The organism is Aerococcus sp. Group 2 (genome assembly GCF_905125285.1).
Taxonomy (GTDB): domain Bacteria; phylum Bacillota; class Bacilli; order Lactobacillales; family Aerococcaceae; genus Aerococcus; species Aerococcus urinae_E.
The window spans coordinates 128,783-149,288 of sequence record NZ_CAJHPA010000002.1; the positions used below are offsets into that span (position 1 = coordinate 128,783).

Annotated in this window: 17 protein-coding genes; 6 read left to right on the forward strand and 11 right to left on the reverse strand. The window is 43.7% G+C overall.

What is annotated here, in order from left to right; genetic code table 11:
* Positions 1–66: 66 nt before the first annotated feature.
* From JFU01_RS02955 to opp3b, 5 genes are all read right to left on the reverse strand, one after another.
* Positions 67–1,230: a hydroxymethylglutaryl-CoA synthase gene (locus JFU01_RS02955; RefSeq protein WP_195855980.1), complete on the reverse strand. Its 1,164-nt coding sequence runs from the start codon at positions 1,228–1,230 to the stop codon at positions 67–69.
* Between the two features lie 455 nt (positions 1,231–1,685).
* Positions 1,686–2,615, reverse strand: coding sequence for an ABC transporter ATP-binding protein (locus JFU01_RS02960; protein WP_013670088.1), 930 nt, complete (start codon positions 2,613–2,615; stop codon positions 1,686–1,688).
* Positions 2,608–3,729: an ABC transporter ATP-binding protein gene (locus JFU01_RS02965; protein WP_195855979.1), complete on the reverse strand. Its 1,122-nt coding sequence runs from the start codon at positions 3,727–3,729 to the stop codon at positions 2,608–2,610. The genes JFU01_RS02960 and JFU01_RS02965 overlap by 8 nt, the downstream gene beginning before the upstream one ends.
* An 11-nt stretch (positions 3,730–3,740) precedes the next feature.
* Entirely contained in the window at positions 3,741–4,778 is a 1,038-nt protein-coding gene (gene opp3C, locus JFU01_RS02970; RefSeq protein ID WP_013669512.1) for an oligopeptide ABC transporter permease, read from the reverse strand.
* A gap of 2 nt (positions 4,779–4,780) precedes the next feature.
* On the reverse strand, positions 4,781–5,725 hold the full coding sequence (opp3b, locus tag JFU01_RS02975) for an oligopeptide ABC transporter permease (protein ID WP_013669345.1): 945 nt from the start codon (positions 5,723–5,725) through the stop codon (positions 4,781–4,783).
* 73 nt (positions 5,726–5,798) lie between these two features.
* On the opposite strand from opp3b, the gene JFU01_RS02980 reads away from it, so the two are divergent.
* Positions 5,799–6,179, forward strand: a complete 381-nt coding sequence (locus JFU01_RS02980) for a DUF3899 domain-containing protein (RefSeq protein ID WP_101560476.1) — start codon at positions 5,799–5,801, stop codon at positions 6,177–6,179.
* 217 nt (positions 6,180–6,396) lie between these two features.
* Here the strand turns inward: JFU01_RS02980 and JFU01_RS02985 are convergent, their stop codons facing one another.
* The 4 genes from JFU01_RS02985 to JFU01_RS03000 form a co-directional block, all read right to left on the reverse strand.
* Positions 6,397–8,025 (reverse strand): peptide ABC transporter substrate-binding protein, encoded by a 1,629-nt coding sequence (locus tag JFU01_RS02985; protein ID WP_195855978.1) that lies wholly within the window; start codon positions 8,023–8,025, stop codon positions 6,397–6,399.
* A 212-nt stretch (positions 8,026–8,237) separates the two neighbouring features.
* A complete protein-coding gene (locus tag JFU01_RS02990) occupies positions 8,238–9,866 on the reverse strand; it encodes a peptide ABC transporter substrate-binding protein (RefSeq protein ID WP_195855977.1) in 1,629 nt (542 codons plus the stop codon).
* A gap of 252 nt (positions 9,867–10,118) precedes the next feature.
* On the reverse strand, positions 10,119–11,750 hold the full coding sequence (locus JFU01_RS02995; protein ID WP_195855976.1) for a peptide ABC transporter substrate-binding protein: 1,632 nt from the start codon (positions 11,748–11,750) through the stop codon (positions 10,119–10,121).
* 284 nt (positions 11,751–12,034) lie between these two features.
* A complete protein-coding gene (locus tag JFU01_RS03000) occupies positions 12,035–13,405 on the reverse strand; it encodes a Sapep family Mn(2+)-dependent dipeptidase (RefSeq protein ID WP_195855975.1) in 1,371 nt (456 codons plus the stop codon).
* A gap of 211 nt (positions 13,406–13,616) precedes the next feature.
* Here JFU01_RS03000 and JFU01_RS03005 point away from each other — a divergent pair, with 211 nt between their 5' ends.
* The gene (locus JFU01_RS03005) at positions 13,617–14,729 is read left to right on the forward strand and encodes a M24 family metallopeptidase (RefSeq protein ID WP_195855974.1); all 1,113 of its coding nucleotides are present in this window, start codon (positions 13,617–13,619) and stop codon (positions 14,727–14,729) included.
* Positions 14,730–14,888: 159 nt separating this feature from the next.
* Here the strand turns inward: JFU01_RS03005 and JFU01_RS03010 are convergent, their stop codons facing one another.
* Entirely contained in the window at positions 14,889–15,236 is a 348-nt protein-coding gene (locus tag JFU01_RS03010) for a hypothetical protein (RefSeq protein WP_195855973.1), read from the reverse strand.
* 208 nt (positions 15,237–15,444) lie between these two features.
* Here JFU01_RS03010 and metK point away from each other — a divergent pair, with 208 nt between their 5' ends.
* Positions 15,445–16,656, forward strand: coding sequence for a methionine adenosyltransferase (gene metK, locus JFU01_RS03015; RefSeq protein ID WP_198434180.1), 1,212 nt, complete (start codon positions 15,445–15,447; stop codon positions 16,654–16,656).
* A gap of 93 nt (positions 16,657–16,749) precedes the next feature.
* Here the strand turns inward: metK and JFU01_RS03020 are convergent, their stop codons facing one another.
* Positions 16,750–17,217 (reverse strand): low molecular weight protein-tyrosine-phosphatase, encoded by a 468-nt coding sequence (locus tag JFU01_RS03020; RefSeq protein WP_195855972.1) that lies wholly within the window; start codon positions 17,215–17,217, stop codon positions 16,750–16,752.
* 95 nt (positions 17,218–17,312) lie between these two features.
* Here JFU01_RS03020 and alr point away from each other — a divergent pair, with 95 nt between their 5' ends.
* The 3 genes from alr (at position 17,313) to JFU01_RS03035 (ending at position 20,408) form a co-directional block, all read left to right on the forward strand.
* Positions 17,313–18,470: an alanine racemase gene (gene alr / locus JFU01_RS03025; RefSeq protein WP_195855971.1), complete on the forward strand. Its 1,158-nt coding sequence runs from the start codon at positions 17,313–17,315 to the stop codon at positions 18,468–18,470.
* A gap of 95 nt (positions 18,471–18,565) precedes the next feature.
* On the forward strand, positions 18,566–19,453 hold the full coding sequence (gene dapA / locus JFU01_RS03030) for a 4-hydroxy-tetrahydrodipicolinate synthase (protein ID WP_195855970.1): 888 nt from the start codon (positions 18,566–18,568) through the stop codon (positions 19,451–19,453).
* A gap of 124 nt (positions 19,454–19,577) precedes the next feature.
* The gene (locus tag JFU01_RS03035; protein ID WP_195855969.1) at positions 19,578–20,408 is read left to right on the forward strand and encodes a helix-turn-helix domain-containing protein; all 831 of its coding nucleotides are present in this window, start codon (positions 19,578–19,580) and stop codon (positions 20,406–20,408) included.
* Positions 20,409–20,506 lie beyond the last annotated feature (98 nt).

A 20,506-nucleotide genomic window follows, 5' to 3' on the forward strand; every position in this document is an offset into this window, starting at 1 on the left:
CCTTTTAAAATACAAATGCTATAATCAAAACGTGTTTCAAGCTCAGAGCAAGTGTCGCACTCTTCCTTATTTACCATAAATGCGTTTATGATCTTTTAGGCCGAGTAGTCGGTAGTCATCTTGGTCGCCGTGGGCTGGAATGCTTTGCTGACTACCGTCACTAAGGAGGTCTTCTTGAAAGAGGGCTTCATATTCAGGAATGGAAAGTTTTTTCCGCTCAGCAAATTGTTGGCGGTGCTTATCTCCTTCCAAGTAGTCTTGGTAATTAGCTTCTAGGTTCATGGAGAAGAATTCGGCCATCGCTCCCGAACCGTAACTGTACATGCCGATGAGGTCACCTGCTTGCAAAGAAGTATCGTTTTCCAATAAACTAATCAAACTGAGGTATAAGGACCCTGTGTAAATATTCCCTACCCGGCGATTATAGGCCCGACTGGCTTCAAAGGATTCCTCCCACTCCCCTAGTGGTTCATCCTTAGCCTTTTGGGTGAGGTGTTTTAAACCTTTTAAGCCTAGTTTGGTGTAGGGAAGGTGGAAGCAGAAAGCAGCAAAGTCATCCAGCTGGTGGCCGGAAAGTGCCTGGTGGTCAGCCCAAACTTGGTCTAGGGCATTAAGGTATTGGTCATTGGAATAATGTCCATCCACATGGGCCAAGCGCGAATAATTAGGCCGCCAGAAATCCATGACATCAATGGTATAATAGCTAGCATCGTCATTGACACTAAGGATTCGGGGATTAGCAGTAATTAATAAGGCCACTGCCCCAGCGCCTTGAGTGGCTTCCCCTGCAGTGTTTAAGCCGTAGCGGGCAATATCACTGGTGAGAACCAGGGCCTTGGCTTGGGGGCGTTTAGCGATATGGTTGACGGCAGTTTGTAGGGCAAAGGTCCCCCCATAACATGCTTCTTTGACTTCGATACAACGGGCTTTGGGATTGATGCCTAATAAGTGGTGGATATAGATGGCCCCAGCCTTGGATTGGTCAATCCCTGATTCAGTGGCTAGAATCACTAAATCGATAGCCTCCTTGTCTTGGTCGGTCAGAATGCCTGCCGCAGCATTAGCAGCCATAGAAACCGTATCTTGAGACAAAGGGGCAAAGGCTTGCTGGTCTTGGCCTAAACCCAGCAGATACTTATTGGGGTCCGTTTGGCGTGCCTCAGCCAAGTCCCGCATTTCAATATATTGCTTTGGAATATAGAAATTATATTTATCAATACCAATTTTCATACTAGCAGTCCCTCGATTTAATTTATTGTTTTTAGTGTTATTCTTTCAGAAACTTTATTCTATCATAGTTTTAAGGGATATTTATTTTTGAGAGCTTTTTTAAGAAAAAACGAAACTTTTCCCTTTTGAGAGAATAGAACGACTCTGCTTATTCATTAAAGTCAGATCTACTTTATGGTATAATTAAGAAAAGTTTGACCTGGGTCATAAAGGAGGAGAAATAATGGCAGTTACTAAAGCACAAAAAGCCCGCAACCGTAAAATTCTCTGGTACATTATCTTAATTGCTGGACTTCTATTCCAAAGCTACCTACAACGTCACCAAGAAGACTAAAATAGTGATCGCTAAAACTTCGCCATAAGCATGACGGAGTTTTTTTGTTCGGAAGCCTTAGAAAAATTTCCACAAAAAAGCTGCAGAAGCCTTTGCCTCTGCAGCTTTTTCATGTTTAGCTTTATTTGTAGTTCGCTTTATATTGTTCAGCTTCTTCAGGGCTACAGTAAACGTAGTGACCTGGAACGATTTCATGCATGCTTTCATTGCCAGTAAAGTCGGCATGGTCGTATGGGATCCGTTTCCGGTTACGTTCATGAATAGGGTCCGGTTGCGGCACCGCTGATAATAAACTCTTGGTATAAGGGTGTAAGGCATGGTAGTAGAGTTCATCGGAATCGGCTAACTCGACTAACTTCCCTCGGTACATAACCCCTATCCGGTTAGAGATGTATTTTACCATAGACAAGTCATGGGCAATAAAGAGATAGGTTAAGTTAAACTCTTTTTGCAGGCGTTGCATCAAGTTAACCACTTGGGCTTGGATGGAAACGTCCAAGGCAGAAATGGGTTCGTCGGCAATAATCATCTTAGGGTTGACCGCTAAGGCGCGGGCAATACCGATCCGTTGCCTTTGACCCCCAGAAAATTCGTGAGGATAACGGGAAGCATGGTCAGCTTTCAAACCAACCACTTCAAGTAATTGCTTGACTCTTTCCTTGGCTTCCGCTTCACTATTACAGATCTTATGAATTTCCAGACCTTCCGCAATGATGTCTTCAACCTTCATCCGCGGGTTCAAGGAAGCATAGGGATCTTGGAAGATCATTTGAATGTCTTTTCTAAAGGCTAATTCATCTTGACGCTTCTTAATGGCCGCAATATCCTTGCCTTCAAAGAGAATTTCCCCATCAGTTGGCTGATATAGGCGCATGATGGCCCGTCCAGTTGTGGTCTTACCAGAACCTGATTCGCCAACCAGACCAAATGTTTCCCCTTCATAAATGTCGAAGGAAATGTCATCGACACCACGCACTTCATTCTTTTGTCCCACATTAAAATATTGTTTTAAGTGATGAACTTCTAAGAGAGGTTTTTCTTGCTTAGTCATGGGCGACCTCCTTTTGTGCGGCTTGTTTATGGGCTTGGTCAAGTACGCCTGTGCTGGTACCATTTTCTTCTACTAGTCCCTCTGCCACTAATTGTTGATAGGTTTCAAAGCGAGAACTGATTTCTTCAGGTACCGTCACTGCTGGGCAATCGGGATGAAGTAACCAAGTAGCCGCAAAGTGGGTATTAGAAACTTGGAACAATGGCGGTTGTTCTTCATAGTCGATAGCCATAGCGTAGTCACTCCGCAAGGCAAAGGCGTCTCCCTTAGGTGGATCTAATAAGTCCGGTGGGGTCCCAGGGATGGAAAGTAGCTTACCCTCCGTATCTAGGGTTGGCATGGAGGTAATTAAGCCCCAAGTATAAGGATGTTGAGGATTATAGAAAATCTCATCAACCGTTCCATATTCCACAATCTTCCCAGCATACATCACCGCTACCCGGTCAGCCACATTAGCCACCACACCCAAGTCGTGGGTAATGAAGATAATTGAGGTGCTTGAGGTGGTTTGGAGTTCCTTCATCAATTCTAGGATTTGAGCTTGAATGGTCACATCCAGAGCGGTAGTTGGTTCATCAGCGATCAGAATTTCAGGCCGACAAGCTAGGGCAATAGCAATAACAATTCTTTGCCGTTGTCCGCCAGAGAATTGGTGGGGGTAATCGCGCATCCGGTCCTTAGCATTAGGAATTCCCACTCGCTCTAAGAGTTCCAAGGCCCGCTTGTTAGCTTCTTCCTTAGACGCATTTTGGTGGAGGCGGATCGGTTCGGCCACTTGGTCACCAATCCGCATAACTGGGTTTAGGGAAGTCATCGGATCTTGGAAGATCATGGCAATGTCTTCTCCCCGAATGGCTTGCATTTCTTTATCGGTCTTTTCGAGTAAGTTTTCATTTCTGAAATTGACCTCACCGCCATTAACCACAGCATTGTTGGCTAAGAGACGCATCACCGTTCGAACGGTCACGGATTTTCCGGAGCCCGATTCACCAACGATAGCTAGGGTTTCGCCTTTTTTCAATTCGAAACTTACCCCGCGAATGGCTTGGACTTGACCAGCAAAGGTATCGAAACCAATTTCTAGATCTTTTACTTCTAGTACATTTTCACTCATTTGCTCGCCTCCTAATCCGTTGTTTTTGGATCAAGTGCATCTCTTAATCCGTTTGCTAGCATATTAAATGAAATCATAACGATACAGAGGACGCCCGCTGGATACCACATCAAGTGAGGTAGGAAGCGGAAGGTCTTATACCCATCGTTAATTAGTGTCCCTAAGGATGCTTGAGGAGCTGGAATCCCTAAACCAATAAAGCTCAAGAAAGCTTCAAAGAAGATGGCTGAAGGAATGGAGAAGATGGTTTGAATAATAACCACCCCAGCAATATTAGGCAGAATATGCTTGAGGGCAATCTTGAAAGGAGATTCTCCTAGACTCCGTGCTGCTAAAACATATTCACTGGTTTTAATCTTCAGGGTTTCTGCCCGGACTAAACGCGCCATGGTAATCCACTCGGTCAAGGCTAGGGAAATAATAATGGATGAGATCCCTGGACGTAAGACGAGTAATAAGAGGATAACTACCACTAAGTTAGGCACCCCAGACATCACTTCAAGGATACGTTGCATCAAGTTGTCGACCTTGCCGCCCATCCAACCGGAAACAATCCCGTAAGGCACCCCAATTAAGAGGTTCAAGAGTGCGGCAACCACCCCGATAAAGAGGGAAACGCGAGTCCCGTAGAGAATCCGCGATAACAAGTCACGTCCTAAAGCGTCCGTTCCTAGGTAGAAGTATTGGCCTTCAGGAACCCCAGCCTTAGCATAAGCGTCAACCGCTGCGCCAGCCACTTTTGTTTTACCATCGAACCAGGACAAGGCTTCCAAACCTGGAATCTTAGGGGGTAGGTTGGCAAATTGGGCATTTTGGGCAGCATAGTCGTAAGGAGCTAAAACCGGAGCTAATAAAGCGATGATAGCCACAATAATTAGGATAACCAAAGAAACAACAGCTGCTTTATTCTTCTTTAAGCGCCGCCAAGCATCTTGAATAAAACTCAAGGATGGTGCTGAGATAGTTTCAGCAGATAAATAATCCTCATGGTTAACCGGGCGGAAGCTTTCTTTACTCATTTTAGGGTAAGCTTTGGTATTTTCAGCCATTCTTAACGCCCTCCTTCAGTACTTACACGGATACGTGGGTCAATAATTCCGTATAAGATGTCGACAATTAATAGGATAACTACCAAGGCGGTAGAGTAGAACATGGTCACACCCATAATGGTTGGGTAGTCATTGGTGGTAATGGATTTAACAAATTGTTCCCCAATCCCTGGGATAGCAAAGATATTCTCCACGACCATGGAACCAGTCATCAAGGCCACAGACAGAGGCCCAAGGATGGTTACTAGGGGAATCAAGGCATTCCGTACCCCATGTTTAAAGGCCACCTTGGTTTGACTCAGTCCCTTAGCCCGAGCTAATTCGATATAGTCAGAATTCAAGACATCCACCATCTCAGTACGCACAAAACGCGCTGAGTTGGCCAAGGGCGAAATCGAGAGAGCAATGGTCGGTAAGACTGAGGACCACAGCCCACTATCCCAAAGAGCAATTGGGAACCAGCCCAGTTTAACAGCGAAAATCAGCTGTAAGAGGACAGCGAAAACAAAGTTAGGTATCGATTGCCCTAGGATCGAAAGAAAGGTTAGTCCGGAATCAATCCAAGTATTCCGATACATGGCTGAAATAACCCCAAAAATAGTCCCAATCACGGTCCCTACCAGTAAGGCTTGGGCCCCTAATTGGATGGAAGGCCAGATCCGGGCGCCTAATAATTCAGACACGGGGGTATTATTAAATTGGAATGAAACCCCAAAGTCGCCCTTTAGCATTCCTAAAATATAGCGAATATATTGCACAAATACTGGGTCGTTTAAGCCATAACGTTCATTCATAATATAAATCTGCTCAGGAGAAAGCTTATCTTCATTAGTATAAGGCGTTCCCGGTAAGAGCTTCATTAAGAAAAATGTGATCGTTGCAATTAGAAATAAGGTCAAAACCATAAAGAATATTCTTCTTAATAGAAACTTGCCATATGATTTCATAAATTGCGCCACCTCCTAATTTATGGTAAATTTAATAACATTGAAAATCACAATATAAGGAATGATATCAACTATGAAAAAAAATAAAGGCCTTCTTTTGGTCAGTATATTAACTGTCCTGCCACTCCTTCAATTACTAATTGAGTCCAGCTATCCATGGGCCAGACGCTTAAGTGACAGTTACTTTATACTTTCCGCTTGTTTTTTGATTCCCTCCCTTGCTGGTTGGATATTAAAAGCCGGTACCTTTGATACGTTTCAATCCATGTGGAAGAAATATGGGCCGAGGCTGTGGAAAGCAGCTCCCGATCCATCTCCAGTCAGCACAGAAGATTCTGACAAAGAAGACTATCTGTCGACTCACATCGGACCTTGGTACCGCAAAGGTCTAGCCATAGGAAGTTTTTTCCTAGTTTTATCACTTGTATTCCTATTACTATACTACTTATTTTAGAGAATTGCATCTACTTTTTATGGCTTAAAAGTAGCGGTTTATCTGTTTGAGTGTATAGAAATCTTATCATAGTATTCCTTACGTGATATATTCTAACAAAGACAAAAGAGGCTTGCTAGAGCCTCTTTTTAATTTTGCCTCATTCACCCTTCAATTTTATAGATCAAGCTTGATTAGTTGAAGGATATCTATACTTCATTATTTAAATCCAGATTTCTTATTCAAAGTAAGCGGTTCTGAAGTCATATTCGAGGTTGACTGGGCGGAAAGTAATGCCCTTAAGATTTGGATTACGTAATTGGGTTTCTACTTCTTGATAGAGAACTAAGACTGCTTTGTCATCAGAGAGAATCTTTTGAGCTTCTTTAAAGTCTTCCCAACGTGTCTTAGGGTCGTTAGCATCTTGGTTGCCTGCTCTTTCTACGACCTTATCATATTCAGGATTCTTATAGTGCCCTTGGTTGTAGAAATTATCAGATTTGAAAAGGTCATAGAAGTTGCTTGCATCAGCATAGTCAGCTCCCCAACCGGTGATAACAAGGTCAAAATTCCCCTCAGCCACTTGCTTCATTCGGTTCTTCTTAGGAACGTTAGTAATTTCTACCTTAACTCCTGGCATATTTTCTTCAATTTGTCCTTGGATATATTGGGATTCCTTCTTAGACTTCTCATCATCATCAGCCAGTAAGCGGATAGTCACTTGGTCTTGACTGAGTTCAGACTTGGCCTTTTCCCAATATTCTTTGGCCTTGTCTTTATCTGCAAATTTTTCATTACCGTATTCGCTGACGAAGTCTTCCCCGGTTTCAGGGTTAGCGACAAAGTTTTCTGGCACAAAGGTTGAAAGTCCTTTAGAACCGTCCCCAATAATTTTTTGGGTCAATTCATCATTATCGATCGCATAGTCAACAGCTTGACGGAAGTTACGGTTAGTTAAGACCTTGTTCTCATAGTTAAGTTGTAAGTAACGGGTCCGAGCTTTCTCTTGTTGAACAGCATTAGGATGGTCAGCAAATTGTTTAACGGTTTCACCGGTCAACAGGGAATTGTCGACTTTCTTAGAATCAAAGAGGTTAACGTTTGTTGAGACTTCTTTCATCACTTGGACGTCAATATTATCCACTTTGACTTGGTCCTTGTTATAGTAGTCTGGATTCTTTTCCAATTTCCATTCTAAGCCCGATCCGTCCCATTCCACCATCTTGTATGGGCCGCTAGCAATCGAGTTTTCGGCTGAGCTACCATAACGGTCACCCTTTTCTTCCACGAATTTTTGGTTAGTTGGGAAGAAAGGTACAAAGGATAAGAGATGTTCCAAATATGGCGTCGGTTTGGACAAGTTAATTTCAATGGTATGGTCATCTAAGGCTTTTACGCCAATTTCTTCAGGGGCCTTCTTGCCATCAGCAATTTCTGGGCCATTGACAAAGTTCTCTAAGAGATAGGAGTAAGCCGCCCCTGTTTTAGGATCAGCCAGGCGTCGAATGGCATAGACAAAGTCATGGGCAGTCACAGGGTCCCCGTTCGACCACTTGGCATCGTCACGCATCTTAACGGTATAAGTCAAACCGTCTTCTGATTTTTCTGGCATTTCCTTGGCTAAGGCTGGTTGGACTTCATTCTTTTCATTTTCCCAATAGAGCCCTTCCTGGACTAAGCCAATATAATTGGCCGCGTTAATATCCATTACAGTCCCAGAATCGAGTGTCGATAGTTCGGTGTTAACAGCATAGTTAATGGTCGAATTTTTTCCACTCTTGTTTCCTGCACTTTCTTGTCCACTGCAAGCTGCCAAGAAAAGGCTAGCAGCCGTGGCAAGGAGCAAAGCACTACGTTTAACTTTCATATTTATCTCCCCTTAAAAATTTATTTAACTAATAAAATACCCTATTAGAGATAAATTGTCAAACTATTTTGAATACTTTTAAAATGAATAAATACAGCTGTTTTTTGAAAAAGCTTCCTTTTATAAGAAGTGATCACCCTTTATAAGCAGAAAAACAAAAAAGACGCCCTACTCGAAAGTAGTGGCGCCTGTTAAAGTCAGCCATTTAGCTGTTATTCATTGGCAGAATTATCAATAGTCGCTGTACGGATGTCAAATTCATTTCCTACAGGACGGTAAGTGATGCCTTGAACACGTGGGTTGCGGAGTTCAGCATCTTGTTTTTGTGATAAAACAATTGTTGCTTCATCAGCGGCTAAGAGACGTTGTGCTTCAATGAAGTCGTTGTAACGCGCTTGAGGGTCATTAGCATCTTCATTGGCCGCTTTTTCTAATAATTGGTCATAGGCTGGATTAGAATAGTTGCCATGGTTATTCGAGTGACCAGTCGTGAATAAGTCAAGGAAGTTTGAGGCATCGGCATAGTCAGCCAACCAGCCAGAAATGGCCATATCAAAGTCCCCAGCATTTTGTTGGGCAATCCGGTTTTTACCTGGCACAGTGATTAAGTCAACTTTTAAGCCAGGGAGGTTATTTTGGATTTGACCTTGGAGGTATTCACCCACTTGCTTAGACCCTTCGTCATCGGAAGAGAGTAAACGAATGCTGTAAGAGTCTTGTGGCAGTTCTTTTTGAACTTTTTCCCAGAGTTCTTTGGCCTTTTCAGGGTCATATTTTGGTTCAATGCCAGCGTCCTTGGTGAAATCTTCTCCCGTTTCAGGGTTGTGTACCAGGTCATTAGGCACTAAGGTACTTAGTGGGACGGAGCCGTCTGCTTTAATTTGTTCAGCGTATTCCTTATTATCGATGGCATAATTTAAGGCTTCACGGAAGTCTTTATTGGCTAATAATGGATTTTCTTGGTTCAACTCGATGTAGTAGGTTGAAGCAGTTGGACGGTATTCTAGGTGTGGATGGTCACTATATTGACGGACTAATTCACCACGTAAGAGCGCGTTATCCACTTCCCCATTTTCAAAGAGGTTCACGGTAGTGGAGTCTTCTTTAATGACTTGGACTTCAGCGCCGTCCACTTTCACTTGGTCAGCATTATAGTAGTCGTCATTCTTGACTAATTTCCAAGTTAAGCCGGTACCATCCCAGTCTTCCACCTTGAAAGGCCCATTGGCTAAGACATTATCGGAATTGGTTCCGTAGTCATCACCTTTTTCTTCCACATATTTTTGGTTAAGTGGCGAGAAGGTAGTGAAGGCTAATAGGTGTTTCATGTATGGGGTTGGACGAGATAATTTGATTTCAATGGTGTAATCGTCTAAGGCTTTTACTCCTAAATCTTCTACTGGGCGGTCGCCTTTTAGCACTTCTTCCGCATTTTCGAAGTTTTCCACTAAGTAAGCATAGGTAGCCCCAGTTTCTGGATTGGCTAAGCGTTGGACAGCATAGACAAAGTCGTGCGCGGTGACAGGGTCTCCATTGGACCATTTAGCGTCATCGCGCATCTTAACGGTGTAAGTTAAGCCGTCTTCAGACTTTTCTGGCATTTCCTTGGCTAAAGCCGGATGCACTTCGTTATTTTCATCTTCCCAATATAATGGATCTTGCATGTGACCAATGTAGTTGGCACTTTGCACGTCATCTACCCGGGTAGAGTCTAGGGTAGTCATTTCCTGTAATTCAGTCCGACGAATAACATTCTGGTTTTGGCTTTGGCCCTGCCCACAGCCACTAAGTACTAAGGCTGCAGAAGCTAAGACCGTCACAGCGAGTTTCTTAAACTTCATAATAATATTTTTCCTCCCCTAAAATAAATATAATTCGTATGGGATAATATACCCTAAACTGTCAGAAAAATCAATCATTTTCACTAATTTTTAGTACAAAAAGATACATTGTGAGCGTTTTCTGCAAATTTACATATTTTTTGCTAATTTCATATACAAAATCAGTAAAAACAAAAAACAGGGGCAGTCCCCCCTGTCTCTAATGCGTCAGGGAAACTACTCCTGCTTAGTGAAGTACTTATTTACTTGAAATTATTTTTCAGCAGCTGAATTATCAATCGTCGCGGTACGGTAGTCAAATTCATTACCAACGGAACGGTAGGTCGCCCCTTTGACACGTGGGTTACGTAATTCAGCGGTTACCCCTTGGTTAAGAACAATGACAGCTTCATCTTCAGCAAGAAGCTTTTGAGCTTCTAAGAAGTCATTGTAGCGGGCTTGTGGATCATTGGCATCTTGGTCAGCAGCCTTATTTAACAATTCGTCATATTTTGGATTTGAGTACTTAACGTCATTATTTGGATTCCCGGTCTTGAAGAGGTCAAGGAAGTTAGAAGCATCAGCATAGTCTCCCAACCAACCAGCGAGAACCAAGTCGAAGTCCCCTGATCTTTGTGCAGCAATCCGGTTCTTACCAGGGACAGTAATCAAGTCTACTTTGAGGCCAGGTAATTTATTTTCTAATTGTCCTTGGAAGTATTCACCCACACGCTTGGAGCCTTCATCGTCAGAAGATAAGATACGTAGGCGGTAGGAATCTTGTGGAACAGCGGCTTTAGCCTTTTCCCAGAGTTCTTGGGCCTTGTTAACATCAACTTTTGGCTCGATATTGGCATCATCCACTAAGTCAGCCCCGGTTTCTGGGTTCTTGACTAAACCTTTAGGCACAAAGGTTGAAATTGGGGTTGAGCCGGTAGCTAGGATTTGTTCGGTATATTCTTTATTATCCAAGGCGTAGTCAAGGGCGAGACGGAAGTCCTTATTAGCCAGCAATGGATTCTTGTGGTTGACACCGATGTAGGAAATTGAAGCCTTAGGTTTGAATTTCAAGTTAGGATTATCCTTGTATTGGCGGACTAATTCACCACTCAAAATGGTGTTGTCGACTTCACCATTTTCAAATAGGTTCACCCGGGTAGAGATTTCCTTGATAACTTGGACATCGGCACCATCGATTTTAACCTTGTCAGCATTATAATAGTCGGGGTTCTTGACTAATTTCCAGTTAAGCCCAGTACCATCCCAGTCTTCGACCTTGAAAGGACCACTGGCGAGAACATTGTCGGAATTGCTTCCGTATGCATCGCCCTTTTCTTCCACGAATTTCTTATTTAATGGTGAGAAATTAGTGAAGGCAAGTAAGTGCTCCATGTATGGGGTTGGTTTGGTTAACTTAATTTCGACAGTATGGTCATCTAAGGCTTTAACTCCCAAGTCTTCCACGGGACGGTCGCCTTTGAGGACTTCTTCAGCATTTTCGAAGTTTTCCACTAAGTAGGCATAAGAAGCCCCAGTTGCTGGGTTGGCTAGACGTTGGACCGCATAAACAAAGTCGTGGGCGGTAATGGGGTCTCCATTGGACCATTTGGCATCGTCGCGCATCTTGATGGTGTAGGTTAAACCATCTTCAGACTTCTCTGGCATTTCCTTAGCCAAGGCTGGAGTAACATTATTATTTTCGTCTTCCCAGTACAAGGGGTCTTGCATATGGCCAATGTAAGCAGAGCTTCCTGTATCTTCAACCGTGGACGAGTCTAGGGTGGAGATTTCCTGAGCCTCGGTGAGGTGAACGATCTTCTCATTAGCCTTACTATTTTGACTACAGCCCGCTAAAGCAAGAGCTGAAAGGGACAATAAACTTATAACTAATTTTCTTACCTTCATTTTCTTTACCTCCTCAAAGTAAGTTATCCAAAAATATACGCCTCGGGGAGGAAAAAAGCAATAACTTATAAAAGATTATTTAAAGTTTTTATAAATAAACATAAAGAAAATAGTGCGACAAGTCCGACAAAACAGCAATATGCTTTAAAAAAAGACGACAAATCTAAGATAGAATTTGTCGCCTTTTTTATGAGAAGGTAGAACTAACTTTTGGAATAGGGATCTAATTAGGGCTTTCTAATTCATTCAGTCAGAAACTTCTATCTCTAGTTTCAATTTCGTGTTTATAAGTCTTCCATTTGTCCTAATTCAATAATGACTTGGGTGTAGAGTCGGAGCAAATCTTCTAAATTACTTAAGTCAATCCATTCATTGGCTTGGTGGGCGACTGTGGGGTCATCAGCCATCGCAGCGCCAAAGCCCACACAATTGGGAATATATTTACTGTAGGTCACCCCACCACTGACAGCTGGAGCTTGGTCTTCTGAAGGGAAGACTTCTTCAAATTGCTTGAGCAGAGCCTGGATGGCTGGTCGCTTAGCATCCACCAAGGTCCAAGGAACATCAAAAGTGGTCTCAAAGTGAGCCTCTGAGAAGTGACCTTTAACCCGGTCATAGAGTTGTTCACTAGTCCAGGCATCTGGGTAGCGGATATCGACTTCCATCTGGTAAGCTCCCTTACCATCAAGAGTTAAGATACCTAGGTTAAAGGTTAAGGCCCCCATTTTTTCTGTAGCTGAGTCAATACCTAAACCAGAGCCATCACTGGCCCCGATCCGGTCAAGGAGCTGGCTAGCATAGTTGTCGCCATAGGCATTAGCCGCAATATCTAAGGCTCGAACAATAGCATTGTCCCCTAATTCAGGAACCGAAGAATGGGCCGCCTTCCCCTTGACCTGGATAACGACCAATTCGCTGTCGCTAACCACCTTGGCCGACCAGCCCTTGGCTTGACAATAGGCTTCAGCCGCCTCAGGGTTATTAGCCTTGAGAGCGATTTGGCAGGAAGAAGCCACTACATTGGCTCCTTCCCCACCCTTGATGCTATGGACCAAGGAATCTGCCGGCCATTGCCCACTAATGGTCCAAGTGAGCGCTCCTTTTTCCCCAATGGAGAGTGGAAAATTCCCATCAGGGGTAAAGGCAAAGCTAGGCTCAGGGGCCTGTTGACGGAAGTATTTCATATCATCCATATTGCATTCTTCATCGGTCCCGTAAAGCCATACTAATTGATTTTTGAGGGGAATTTGGTAGTCACGGATAATTTTTAAGGCATAGTAAACCAGCATATCAGCCCTTTTCATGTCATCGCTGCCCCGGCCATAAAGGCGGTTATCCACGATTTTCCCGGAGAAGGGATCATCCTCCCAACCAGCAGCCACATCCACCACATCCAAGTGACAGGCGATTTCAACCCGCTGACCTTGACCATTATTTTTAGGCTCAATGCTTAGAACATGCCCCTGGTAATTTTTTGTCTCGAAACCATCTGATTGGGCCTTGTCTTCTAACCAATCCACCGCTTGAGCAATAGCGGGGCCATAGGGGGCCCCTTCACTAGCCTGGTCCAAATTTCTGACCGAAGGAATTTGGACCAAGTTTTGAATATCTTTTATTAATGCGTCAACATATTGTTTATAGTCTATTTTTACCATGAATTCTCACTTCCTAATTAGCGCCAAGTCAGGCCTTGTGAAACGCTTACTTTTATTTCCAGTTTAGCACATCTTACTGACTTTGAATACCTGTAAAGACCAGGCAAATTTATGCTATAATAAGCCAAATAGTCTGACAACGGAGGATCTTTTTTTAGGCTTCAAAGTCTATGAATAAGGACTCATTGTCAAGCAAAAAAGGAGGAAGAAAATGACTAATCATAGCTACCAACGTTTAGACATTTTACAAGACAATCTCAAATCTCAAGGCATTAGTCGCTTAGTAATTAGTGACCCCTATGCCATTTCTTATTACTTCAATATCGAATTCGATCCCAATGAGAGAATCTGGTTAATGATCGCCCAAGCTGACCAAGAGCCGGTTTTAATTGCCAATGAACTCTTTGTCTTCGAAGAACCTGACAAAGGCCAGGTGGTTTGGATTAAAGACGGCGATAGTATCGTTGAAGCCTTTGAAAAAACCAAAGTATTTAAAGACCTGGCAGAAGGTGCAAGCGTTGGTGTCGATAAACATCTGATTGCGGGCTGGTTATTGCCCTTAATGGAAGCCTACCCAAGCTTTAACTGGTTACTGACCAGTGATATCGTTGACCAACAACGGGCCATCAAATCGGAAGAGGAAATGGCAGCCATGCGGGAAGTCTCTGCCATCACCGACAGGGCGATGAAGCGGATGATTGAAGAAGTGATTCCTTATGGCTATAGTGAGATTGAGGCTTGCGAACAGTTGAAGAAAATCTTTGTCGAAGAAGGAGCCAACCAAGGCCTCAGCTTTGAGCCGATCATTGCCTATGGGCCTAATGGAGCCGACCCCCACCATGTGCCTGACCACTCTAAACCAGAGCTGGGGGACTCCGTAGTCATAGACATCGGTTGCCGTCATAACTATTACTGTTCTGACATGACCCGGACGGTTTATTATGGCCAACCGGCTAAGGAAGCACTAGAAATCCACCAAATTGTTGAAGAAGCCCAAGCTCGGGGAATTAAAGCGGCCCAAGTAGGACAAGCCTTGGCCGAAGTGGACCTGGCTGGGCGAAACCATATTGACCAAGCCGGATACGGCCCTTACTTTACCCACCGGATTGGCCACTTTATCGGCCGAGAATGCCATGAAAAAGGGGACGTCTCCCAAGTCAACCAAACCCCTATCCAGGCTGGGAATATCTTCTCAGTAGAACCAGGAATCTACCTAACCGGTAATACCGCAGTCAGAATCGAAGACCTAGTCATCGCCCATGAAGAGGGCCCCGAAGTCATCAACCACTACCCCCGTCAAGCACAAATCATTGAACCAAAATAAAGGATAGGATGTAAGGACGCCATTAAAGGCTTGAAGCGGACGTTCGTCCTGTGACTAGAACAATTTCAGAATAGTAAAACAGGAGACAAAAAAAGGAGGCTAGAACCTTGATTCCAGTCTCCTTTTTGCTTGGCATTATATTTAAATGTTATTAGCTTACTAAATAAAGGTAACCACCTGGCGGAAAAAGTTGACCAAGATGGGCATCACTAGGACCGCCACAATAATTGCTAGGATGGCTAAGAGTAAAACAATGAAACGAGAAGCCCCCTTGTTAGGTGACGACCATTGCCATTGGCGGCGTTTTTGCTTTTCAAAGAAGATTTCATTAGTATCTTGGTCATGAAGTTCTTGGTCATCAAAAGATAAGTCACGAAAATCATCACTATTAAATTCGGTGGTTGCTTGGTTATACAAAGGATCCTTAACTTCATTGTCGCCCTTGGTTTGGTTTTGTTTTTCTTTTTCATAAGCTTTTTTTGCTTGTCTGTAATCCCGGCGTTTCATCCACACACCACCCTTAAATAAAAGCTGTGACTTTAAACATTAGTATAGATTAGTTTACCTTTAATTTCTTGGAAATTCAACACAGGCCCTATCAAGGCAGACAGAAAAAAATCTCTACTTGCACTCTTCCTTGAAATCACTTTCTTAGATACAAATTGACCCTTGTATGCTATGATACTAGAGAAATCAAGAGAACTAGGAGGTTCCTATGTCAAAAGAAAAAAGATTATTTACTAGTGAAAGTGTCACAGAAGGACATCCTGACAAGGTAGCCGACCAAATGAGTGATGCTATTCTGGACGCCGCTATTGCCCAAGATCCTAACAGTCGGGTAGCATGTGAAACCATCGTAAATACTGGCTTAGTTTTTATTTTTGGAGAAATCTCTACTAAAGCCGTCCTGAATTACCAAAAAATTGTTCGTGATACTGTGACTAAAATTGGTTACCGGCGTGGTAAGTTTGGCTTTGACGCTGAGAACTTATCAGTGATGGTGGCCATTGACCAACAATCTCCTGATATCGCCCAAGGGGTTGACATTTCCCTTGAAGCCCGGAAAGAAGACGATAGTTTGGCCGCTGAAGAAGCCATTGAGTCCTTAGGTGCTGGTGACCAAGGGTTGATGTTTGGTTACGCCTGTGATGAAACTGAGGAATATATGCCTCTAGCTATCACTCTAGCCCACCGTCTAACTGAACGTTTGGCCTATGCCCGCCACAGTGGCTTACTGCCTTACTTACGTCCAGACGGCAAAACCCAGGTAACAGTTGAATTGGATGATGCAGGCAGACCCTTCCGCGTGGACACGATCGTACTTTCTACCCAACATGCAGAAGAAATTACCCAAAAACAAATCCACCAAGATGTTAAGGAATACATCATTAAACCGGTGATTCCAGCTTCCCTATTGGATCAAAATACCAAGTACTATATTAATCCGACTGGCCGCTTTGTTATTGGCGGACCTAAGGGCGATTCCGGATTAACCGGCCGCAAGATTATTGTGGATACCTACGGCGGCGCAGCCCGTCATGGTGGTGGAGCCTTTTCCGGAAAGGATGCCACTAAAGTGGACCGGTCAGCCTCTTATATGGCCCGCTATATTGCTAAAAACATTGTTGCTGCCGGCCTAGCTAAGGCTTGTGAAGTCCAACTCGCCTACGCCATTGGAGTCAGCGAACCGGTATCTATCGCTGTCGATACTTTTGAAACCGGGACAGTTTCTGAAGACCGCTTATTAGAAGCCATCCGTGAAATCTTCCCACTGTCCCCATCTGGTATTATCAATAGTTTAGATTTGCGCCGGCCCATCTATCAACCAACCGCTACTTACGGCCACTTTGGTCGTCCTAGCGATAAGGGCTACTTCCCTTGGGAAAAAACCGACCGGGTTCAAGCCCTATTAAAAGCCGTCCAATAGAATTCATTGAATACATACGCCAAAGTAAAAGGCTCCTGCTCGATCACTCGAGGGGGAGCCTTTTTATCGCTTTAAAACATATTCTCAAAATGATTAATTTAATTGCTGGGGATAATTCTCCTTGAGATAGTCACAGAGCCCTTGAATGCCTTGGCTGACTTTCTCGAAAGTTAATTCAAATTTTCCGGTATACCAGGGGTCATCAATAATGCCGCCTTGGTCGGTGAAATCCATGAGGCGGAAAACCCTTTCGGGGTCAGCGCCTAGCCGCTTGATATCGGCAATATTTTGGTCATCCATCCCGATTAATAAATCTGCCTCTTGAATAATTTCTTCAGTTAGAGGAGAAGAGATCAAGTCCTCCCATGGAATCCCTTCCCGCTCCAAGATTTGACGGCTGCCTGGGTGGACACCATTACCTATTTCCCAGTCAGAAATAGCTGCTGATTCAACCTGAACCACTCCCTCCCAGTGGTTCTTTTTGACTGCTTCACGCATCAAGGCCTCTGCCATGGGTGAGCGACAAATATTACCCAAACATACAAAACAAATTCTAATCATATAGCCTCCCTCTACGCCTCGACAAATCTAATGCTCCTGACCCGATTTATGCTAAAATATAGCTACGATGAAAAGTCCTTGAAAGGAGAATTTTTATGATTTGTGGCGAACATCGCCCTACTCGGGTTGTTGTTTCAATTCCAAATATTGTTGATAACTACCTACTATTTAAACATGCCTTTAGCCCTAAAGCCAAGACATATGCAGTGATTAAAGCAGATGCCTATGGTCACGGCTCTATTCCAATTGCAAAAGCCCTCACTGAAGCCGGGGCAGATGGCTTTTGCGTGGCTGTCACTGATGAAGCTCTGGCCCTTAGAGAAGCCGGTATCCAGGCTCCTATCCTCATTTTAGGGATCACCGAGGTTGAAGATGCCTGGCTCCATGCAGAGCACGATATCAGTCTGACCATCTCGTCTTTAGCTTGGTTAAAAGCGGCTTACGCCCAACACCCAACAGACCAAGAATTCCCCCCTTTAAAACTACATCTCAAGGTGGATTCGGGAATGGGGCGGATTGGTTTGCGGGATAGTCAGGCGGGCCAGGAAATTATCGACTATATCAGTGACCACCAAGAAGCTTTTGAATTAGACGGAATTTTTACCCATTATGCCACTGCTGATAGTAACAAAGTCCAGGATCAAGATTATGTCGCTAAGCAATCCCAGCGTTTTGAAGACTTTATCCAGGCCTTAGATTTTTCTCACCTTAATAAGAAGCCCCTCATTCACCGGTCCAACACGGCACTAGCCCTCTGGTATCCAGAAAAAACCATGGACATCGTCCGCCTAGGGATTGGTTTATATGGGGAAAGTCCCGCCGGCCCCGATTTTGCCCTTCCAGAGGATATGCCACTAAAACCGGCCTTCACCCTGGAAAGTGAATTAGTCTATGTCAAAAAATTACAAGCTGGCGAATCGATTAGCTATGGAGCGACCTACACCACTGAATCGGATCAATGGATTGGAACCCTTCCAATTGGCTATGCTGATGGGCTACCAAGGTCTTCCTCTGGCTTTGAAGTCTTGATTGCTGGTTACAAGTGTCCAATTGTGGGGCGGGTATGCATGGACCAATGCATGGTCGCTCTCCCTAAAGAACTTCCCCTCCACGAAAAAGTCACCTTGATTGGTAGCGATGACCAAGGCAATCACATTTCGGCCTGGGACCTGGCCTTATATAACCATACTATTGCCTATGAAATTACTTGTGGTATTAGCGAACGGGTTCCACGCACCTATGTCTACTCATAAAGGCAATTGACAAAGCCCTGCTAGCGTGCTAAATTAATTGTTAATAATATTCCACACAATTCAATATTTATAATTATTAAACGGAGGGGTTAGATATGTCAATTTATACTGGTTCAGGCGTTGCTTTGGTGACACCCTATGAGGATACGGCAGAAAAAAAGGTTAATTTTGATGTATTCAAAGAATTAATCGACTTTCAAATTGACGCTGGTACTGACGCCCTCATTATCGACGGCACAACTGGTGAAGCTTCCACTCAAACCGACGAAGAACAAGTTGAAGTCATTAAGTTTGCGGTAGATTATGTTAATGGACGCGTTCCTGTCATTGCCGGTGCGGGCTCCAATGATACCCGCCACGGCGTCCAATTAACCAAAGATTGTGAAGCAGTCGGTGCGGATGCCATTCTTTCTGTTACTCCCTACTACTTAAAAACCAGTCAACAAGGCCTCATTGAACACTACCACGCCATCGCTGGAGCAGTAGATATTCCCGTGATCCTCTATGACGTACCAGGAAGAACGGGAATGACCATTCAACCGGAAACCCTTAAAGAATTAGCTAAGGTAGATAATATTGTGGCCTTAAAAGATGCTACCGGTAACTTTAACCATTCTGTCGATAACTTACATGCTGTCGGTGAAGCCATCGATTTCTATTCTGGCAATGATGATACCATCGTGCCATTAATGAGTTTAGGGGCAAAAGGGGTTATTTCGGTTTTAGCTAATATTGCGCCCAAAGCCGTTAATCAAATGACCCATGCGGCACTAAAGAGTGACTTCAAAACCGCAAGAAAGATTCAAGCCGACTACAAACCACTGATTGACTTGCTCTTTGCTGAACCGAACCCTATTCCAATCAAGGCAGCGGTAGCCTTACTTGGTTTTAATGTGGGACCTACCCGCCTACCTTTAACGGCTCCGGATAGTGAATTAGTCGAAAAAATTAAAGCTGAAATGCATTCCCTAGGCATCATTTAATGCCTTCAAATTATAAGAAAGGGCTGAGGCAAGAGTCTCAGCCCTTTTATTATCGATTTACTTGACTCGGTATTTATATTAAAATACTTTATTAATAATAGAACACAAAAAGGAGTCTCACTTTATGTCACTCTTATCAGTTCCCTACCGGATCAAAGTCACTGCTTTAAAAAAAGACAATTTGCTGACCTATAATCGTTCCCTGTATCACCGTCAGGAGATGCTCTTTAGCCAAAAAGCTTTAGAACTCCAAACGCCCAACCAAAGTTTAACTCTCCAAAGCCAGCAGGTCGTTTCCCTCCCTGCTAATATCCGGATCAACTTTAAGACTGATAAGATCGACAAAGACCAGGAACATCTAGGCTTTCTTCTGGCTATTGGTGACCCCTACTTAGAAGCGGTCAGTGATAGCTTTATCGCTACTCCTGAAATTAATCAACTCTTTGCTAAGATGCAGATTTTAAGTGTTGACCGTCATGATTGGAAATACCTCAACCAGGTACTTACTGAAATGAACCAAACCCAATCCTATGCCAAGACCCAGCTCCAACAAAAGCGACTTTTCGCCTTAACCTGTCAATTACTGGTGGACTGCTGTCATTTATTTGAGCAAAAACACCTCCACCCCCATATTCGTGACCAACGTTATGAATTGGCCACCGCCATTGCCCAATTTATTGACAGTCACCTGGCTGAAGACTTGCCCTTATCGCTCATTTCCAAGCGCTTTGCTTATAGTAGCTCCACCCTCAATCGTTTGTTTGAAGAATTTTACCATTCCACCCTCCACCAATACATCATCAACAAACGATTAGAACGGGCCCAGGACTTAATTAGCCAGGGTGAATCGATCCAAAACACCTGGCAAAAGGTGGGTTTTAATGACTATTCTTCCTTCTACCGCGCATTCAAAAAACACTACCACTACCCACCTCACGATCTTCGTAAACATTAAGAAACTAGGTTCAATGCCTCTCTTTTAAGTCAAAGGAAAAGTGCTTCAGGCCAGTCGATCTTCCCTATAGGAAAATCAGACTAGTCTGAAGCACTTTT

Excerpts from the sequence above, each read along its gene's own strand:
- dapA (WP_195855970.1), top strand. The coding sequence starts at position 18,566 with ATGTCAATTTATACTGGTTCAGGCGTTGCTTTGGTGACACCCTATGAG.
- metK (WP_198434180.1), top strand. The coding sequence starts at position 15,445 with ATGTCAAAAGAAAAAAGATTATTTACTAGTGAAAGTGTCACAGAAGGA.
- JFU01_RS02990 (WP_195855977.1), bottom strand. The coding sequence starts at position 9,866 with ATGAAGTTTAAGAAACTCGCTGTGACGGTCTTAGCTTCTGCAGCCTTA.
- JFU01_RS02960 (WP_013670088.1), bottom strand. The coding sequence starts at position 2,615 with ATGACTAAGCAAGAAAAACCTCTCTTAGAAGTTCATCACTTAAAACAA.
- JFU01_RS02985 (WP_195855978.1), bottom strand. The coding sequence starts at position 8,025 with ATGAAAGTTAAACGTAGTGCTTTGCTCCTTGCCACGGCTGCTAGCCTT.
- JFU01_RS02980 (WP_101560476.1), top strand. The coding sequence starts at position 5,799 with ATGAAAAAAAATAAAGGCCTTCTTTTGGTCAGTATATTAACTGTCCTG.
- opp3C (WP_013669512.1), bottom strand. The coding sequence starts at position 4,778 with ATGGCTGAAAATACCAAAGCTTACCCTAAAATGAGTAAAGAAAGCTTC.
- JFU01_RS03000 (WP_195855975.1), bottom strand. The coding sequence starts at position 13,405 with ATGGTAAAAATAGACTATAAACAATATGTTGACGCATTAATAAAAGAT.
- JFU01_RS03020 (WP_195855972.1), bottom strand. The coding sequence starts at position 17,217 with ATGATTAGAATTTGTTTTGTATGTTTGGGTAATATTTGTCGCTCACCC.
- JFU01_RS03005 (WP_195855974.1), top strand. The coding sequence starts at position 13,617 with ATGACTAATCATAGCTACCAACGTTTAGACATTTTACAAGACAATCTC.
- opp3b (WP_013669345.1), bottom strand. The coding sequence starts at position 5,725 with ATGAAATCATATGGCAAGTTTCTATTAAGAAGAATATTCTTTATGGTT.
- JFU01_RS03035 (WP_195855969.1), top strand. The coding sequence starts at position 19,578 with ATGTCACTCTTATCAGTTCCCTACCGGATCAAAGTCACTGCTTTAAAA.
- alr (WP_195855971.1), top strand. The coding sequence starts at position 17,313 with ATGATTTGTGGCGAACATCGCCCTACTCGGGTTGTTGTTTCAATTCCA.
- JFU01_RS02965 (WP_195855979.1), bottom strand. The coding sequence starts at position 3,729 with ATGAGTGAAAATGTACTAGAAGTAAAAGATCTAGAAATTGGTTTCGAT.
- JFU01_RS02995 (WP_195855976.1), bottom strand. The coding sequence starts at position 11,750 with ATGAAGGTAAGAAAATTAGTTATAAGTTTATTGTCCCTTTCAGCTCTT.
- JFU01_RS03010 (WP_195855973.1), bottom strand. The coding sequence starts at position 15,236 with ATGAAACGCCGGGATTACAGACAAGCAAAAAAAGCTTATGAAAAAGAA.
- JFU01_RS02955 (WP_195855980.1), bottom strand. The coding sequence starts at position 1,230 with ATGAAAATTGGTATTGATAAATATAATTTCTATATTCCAAAGCAATAT.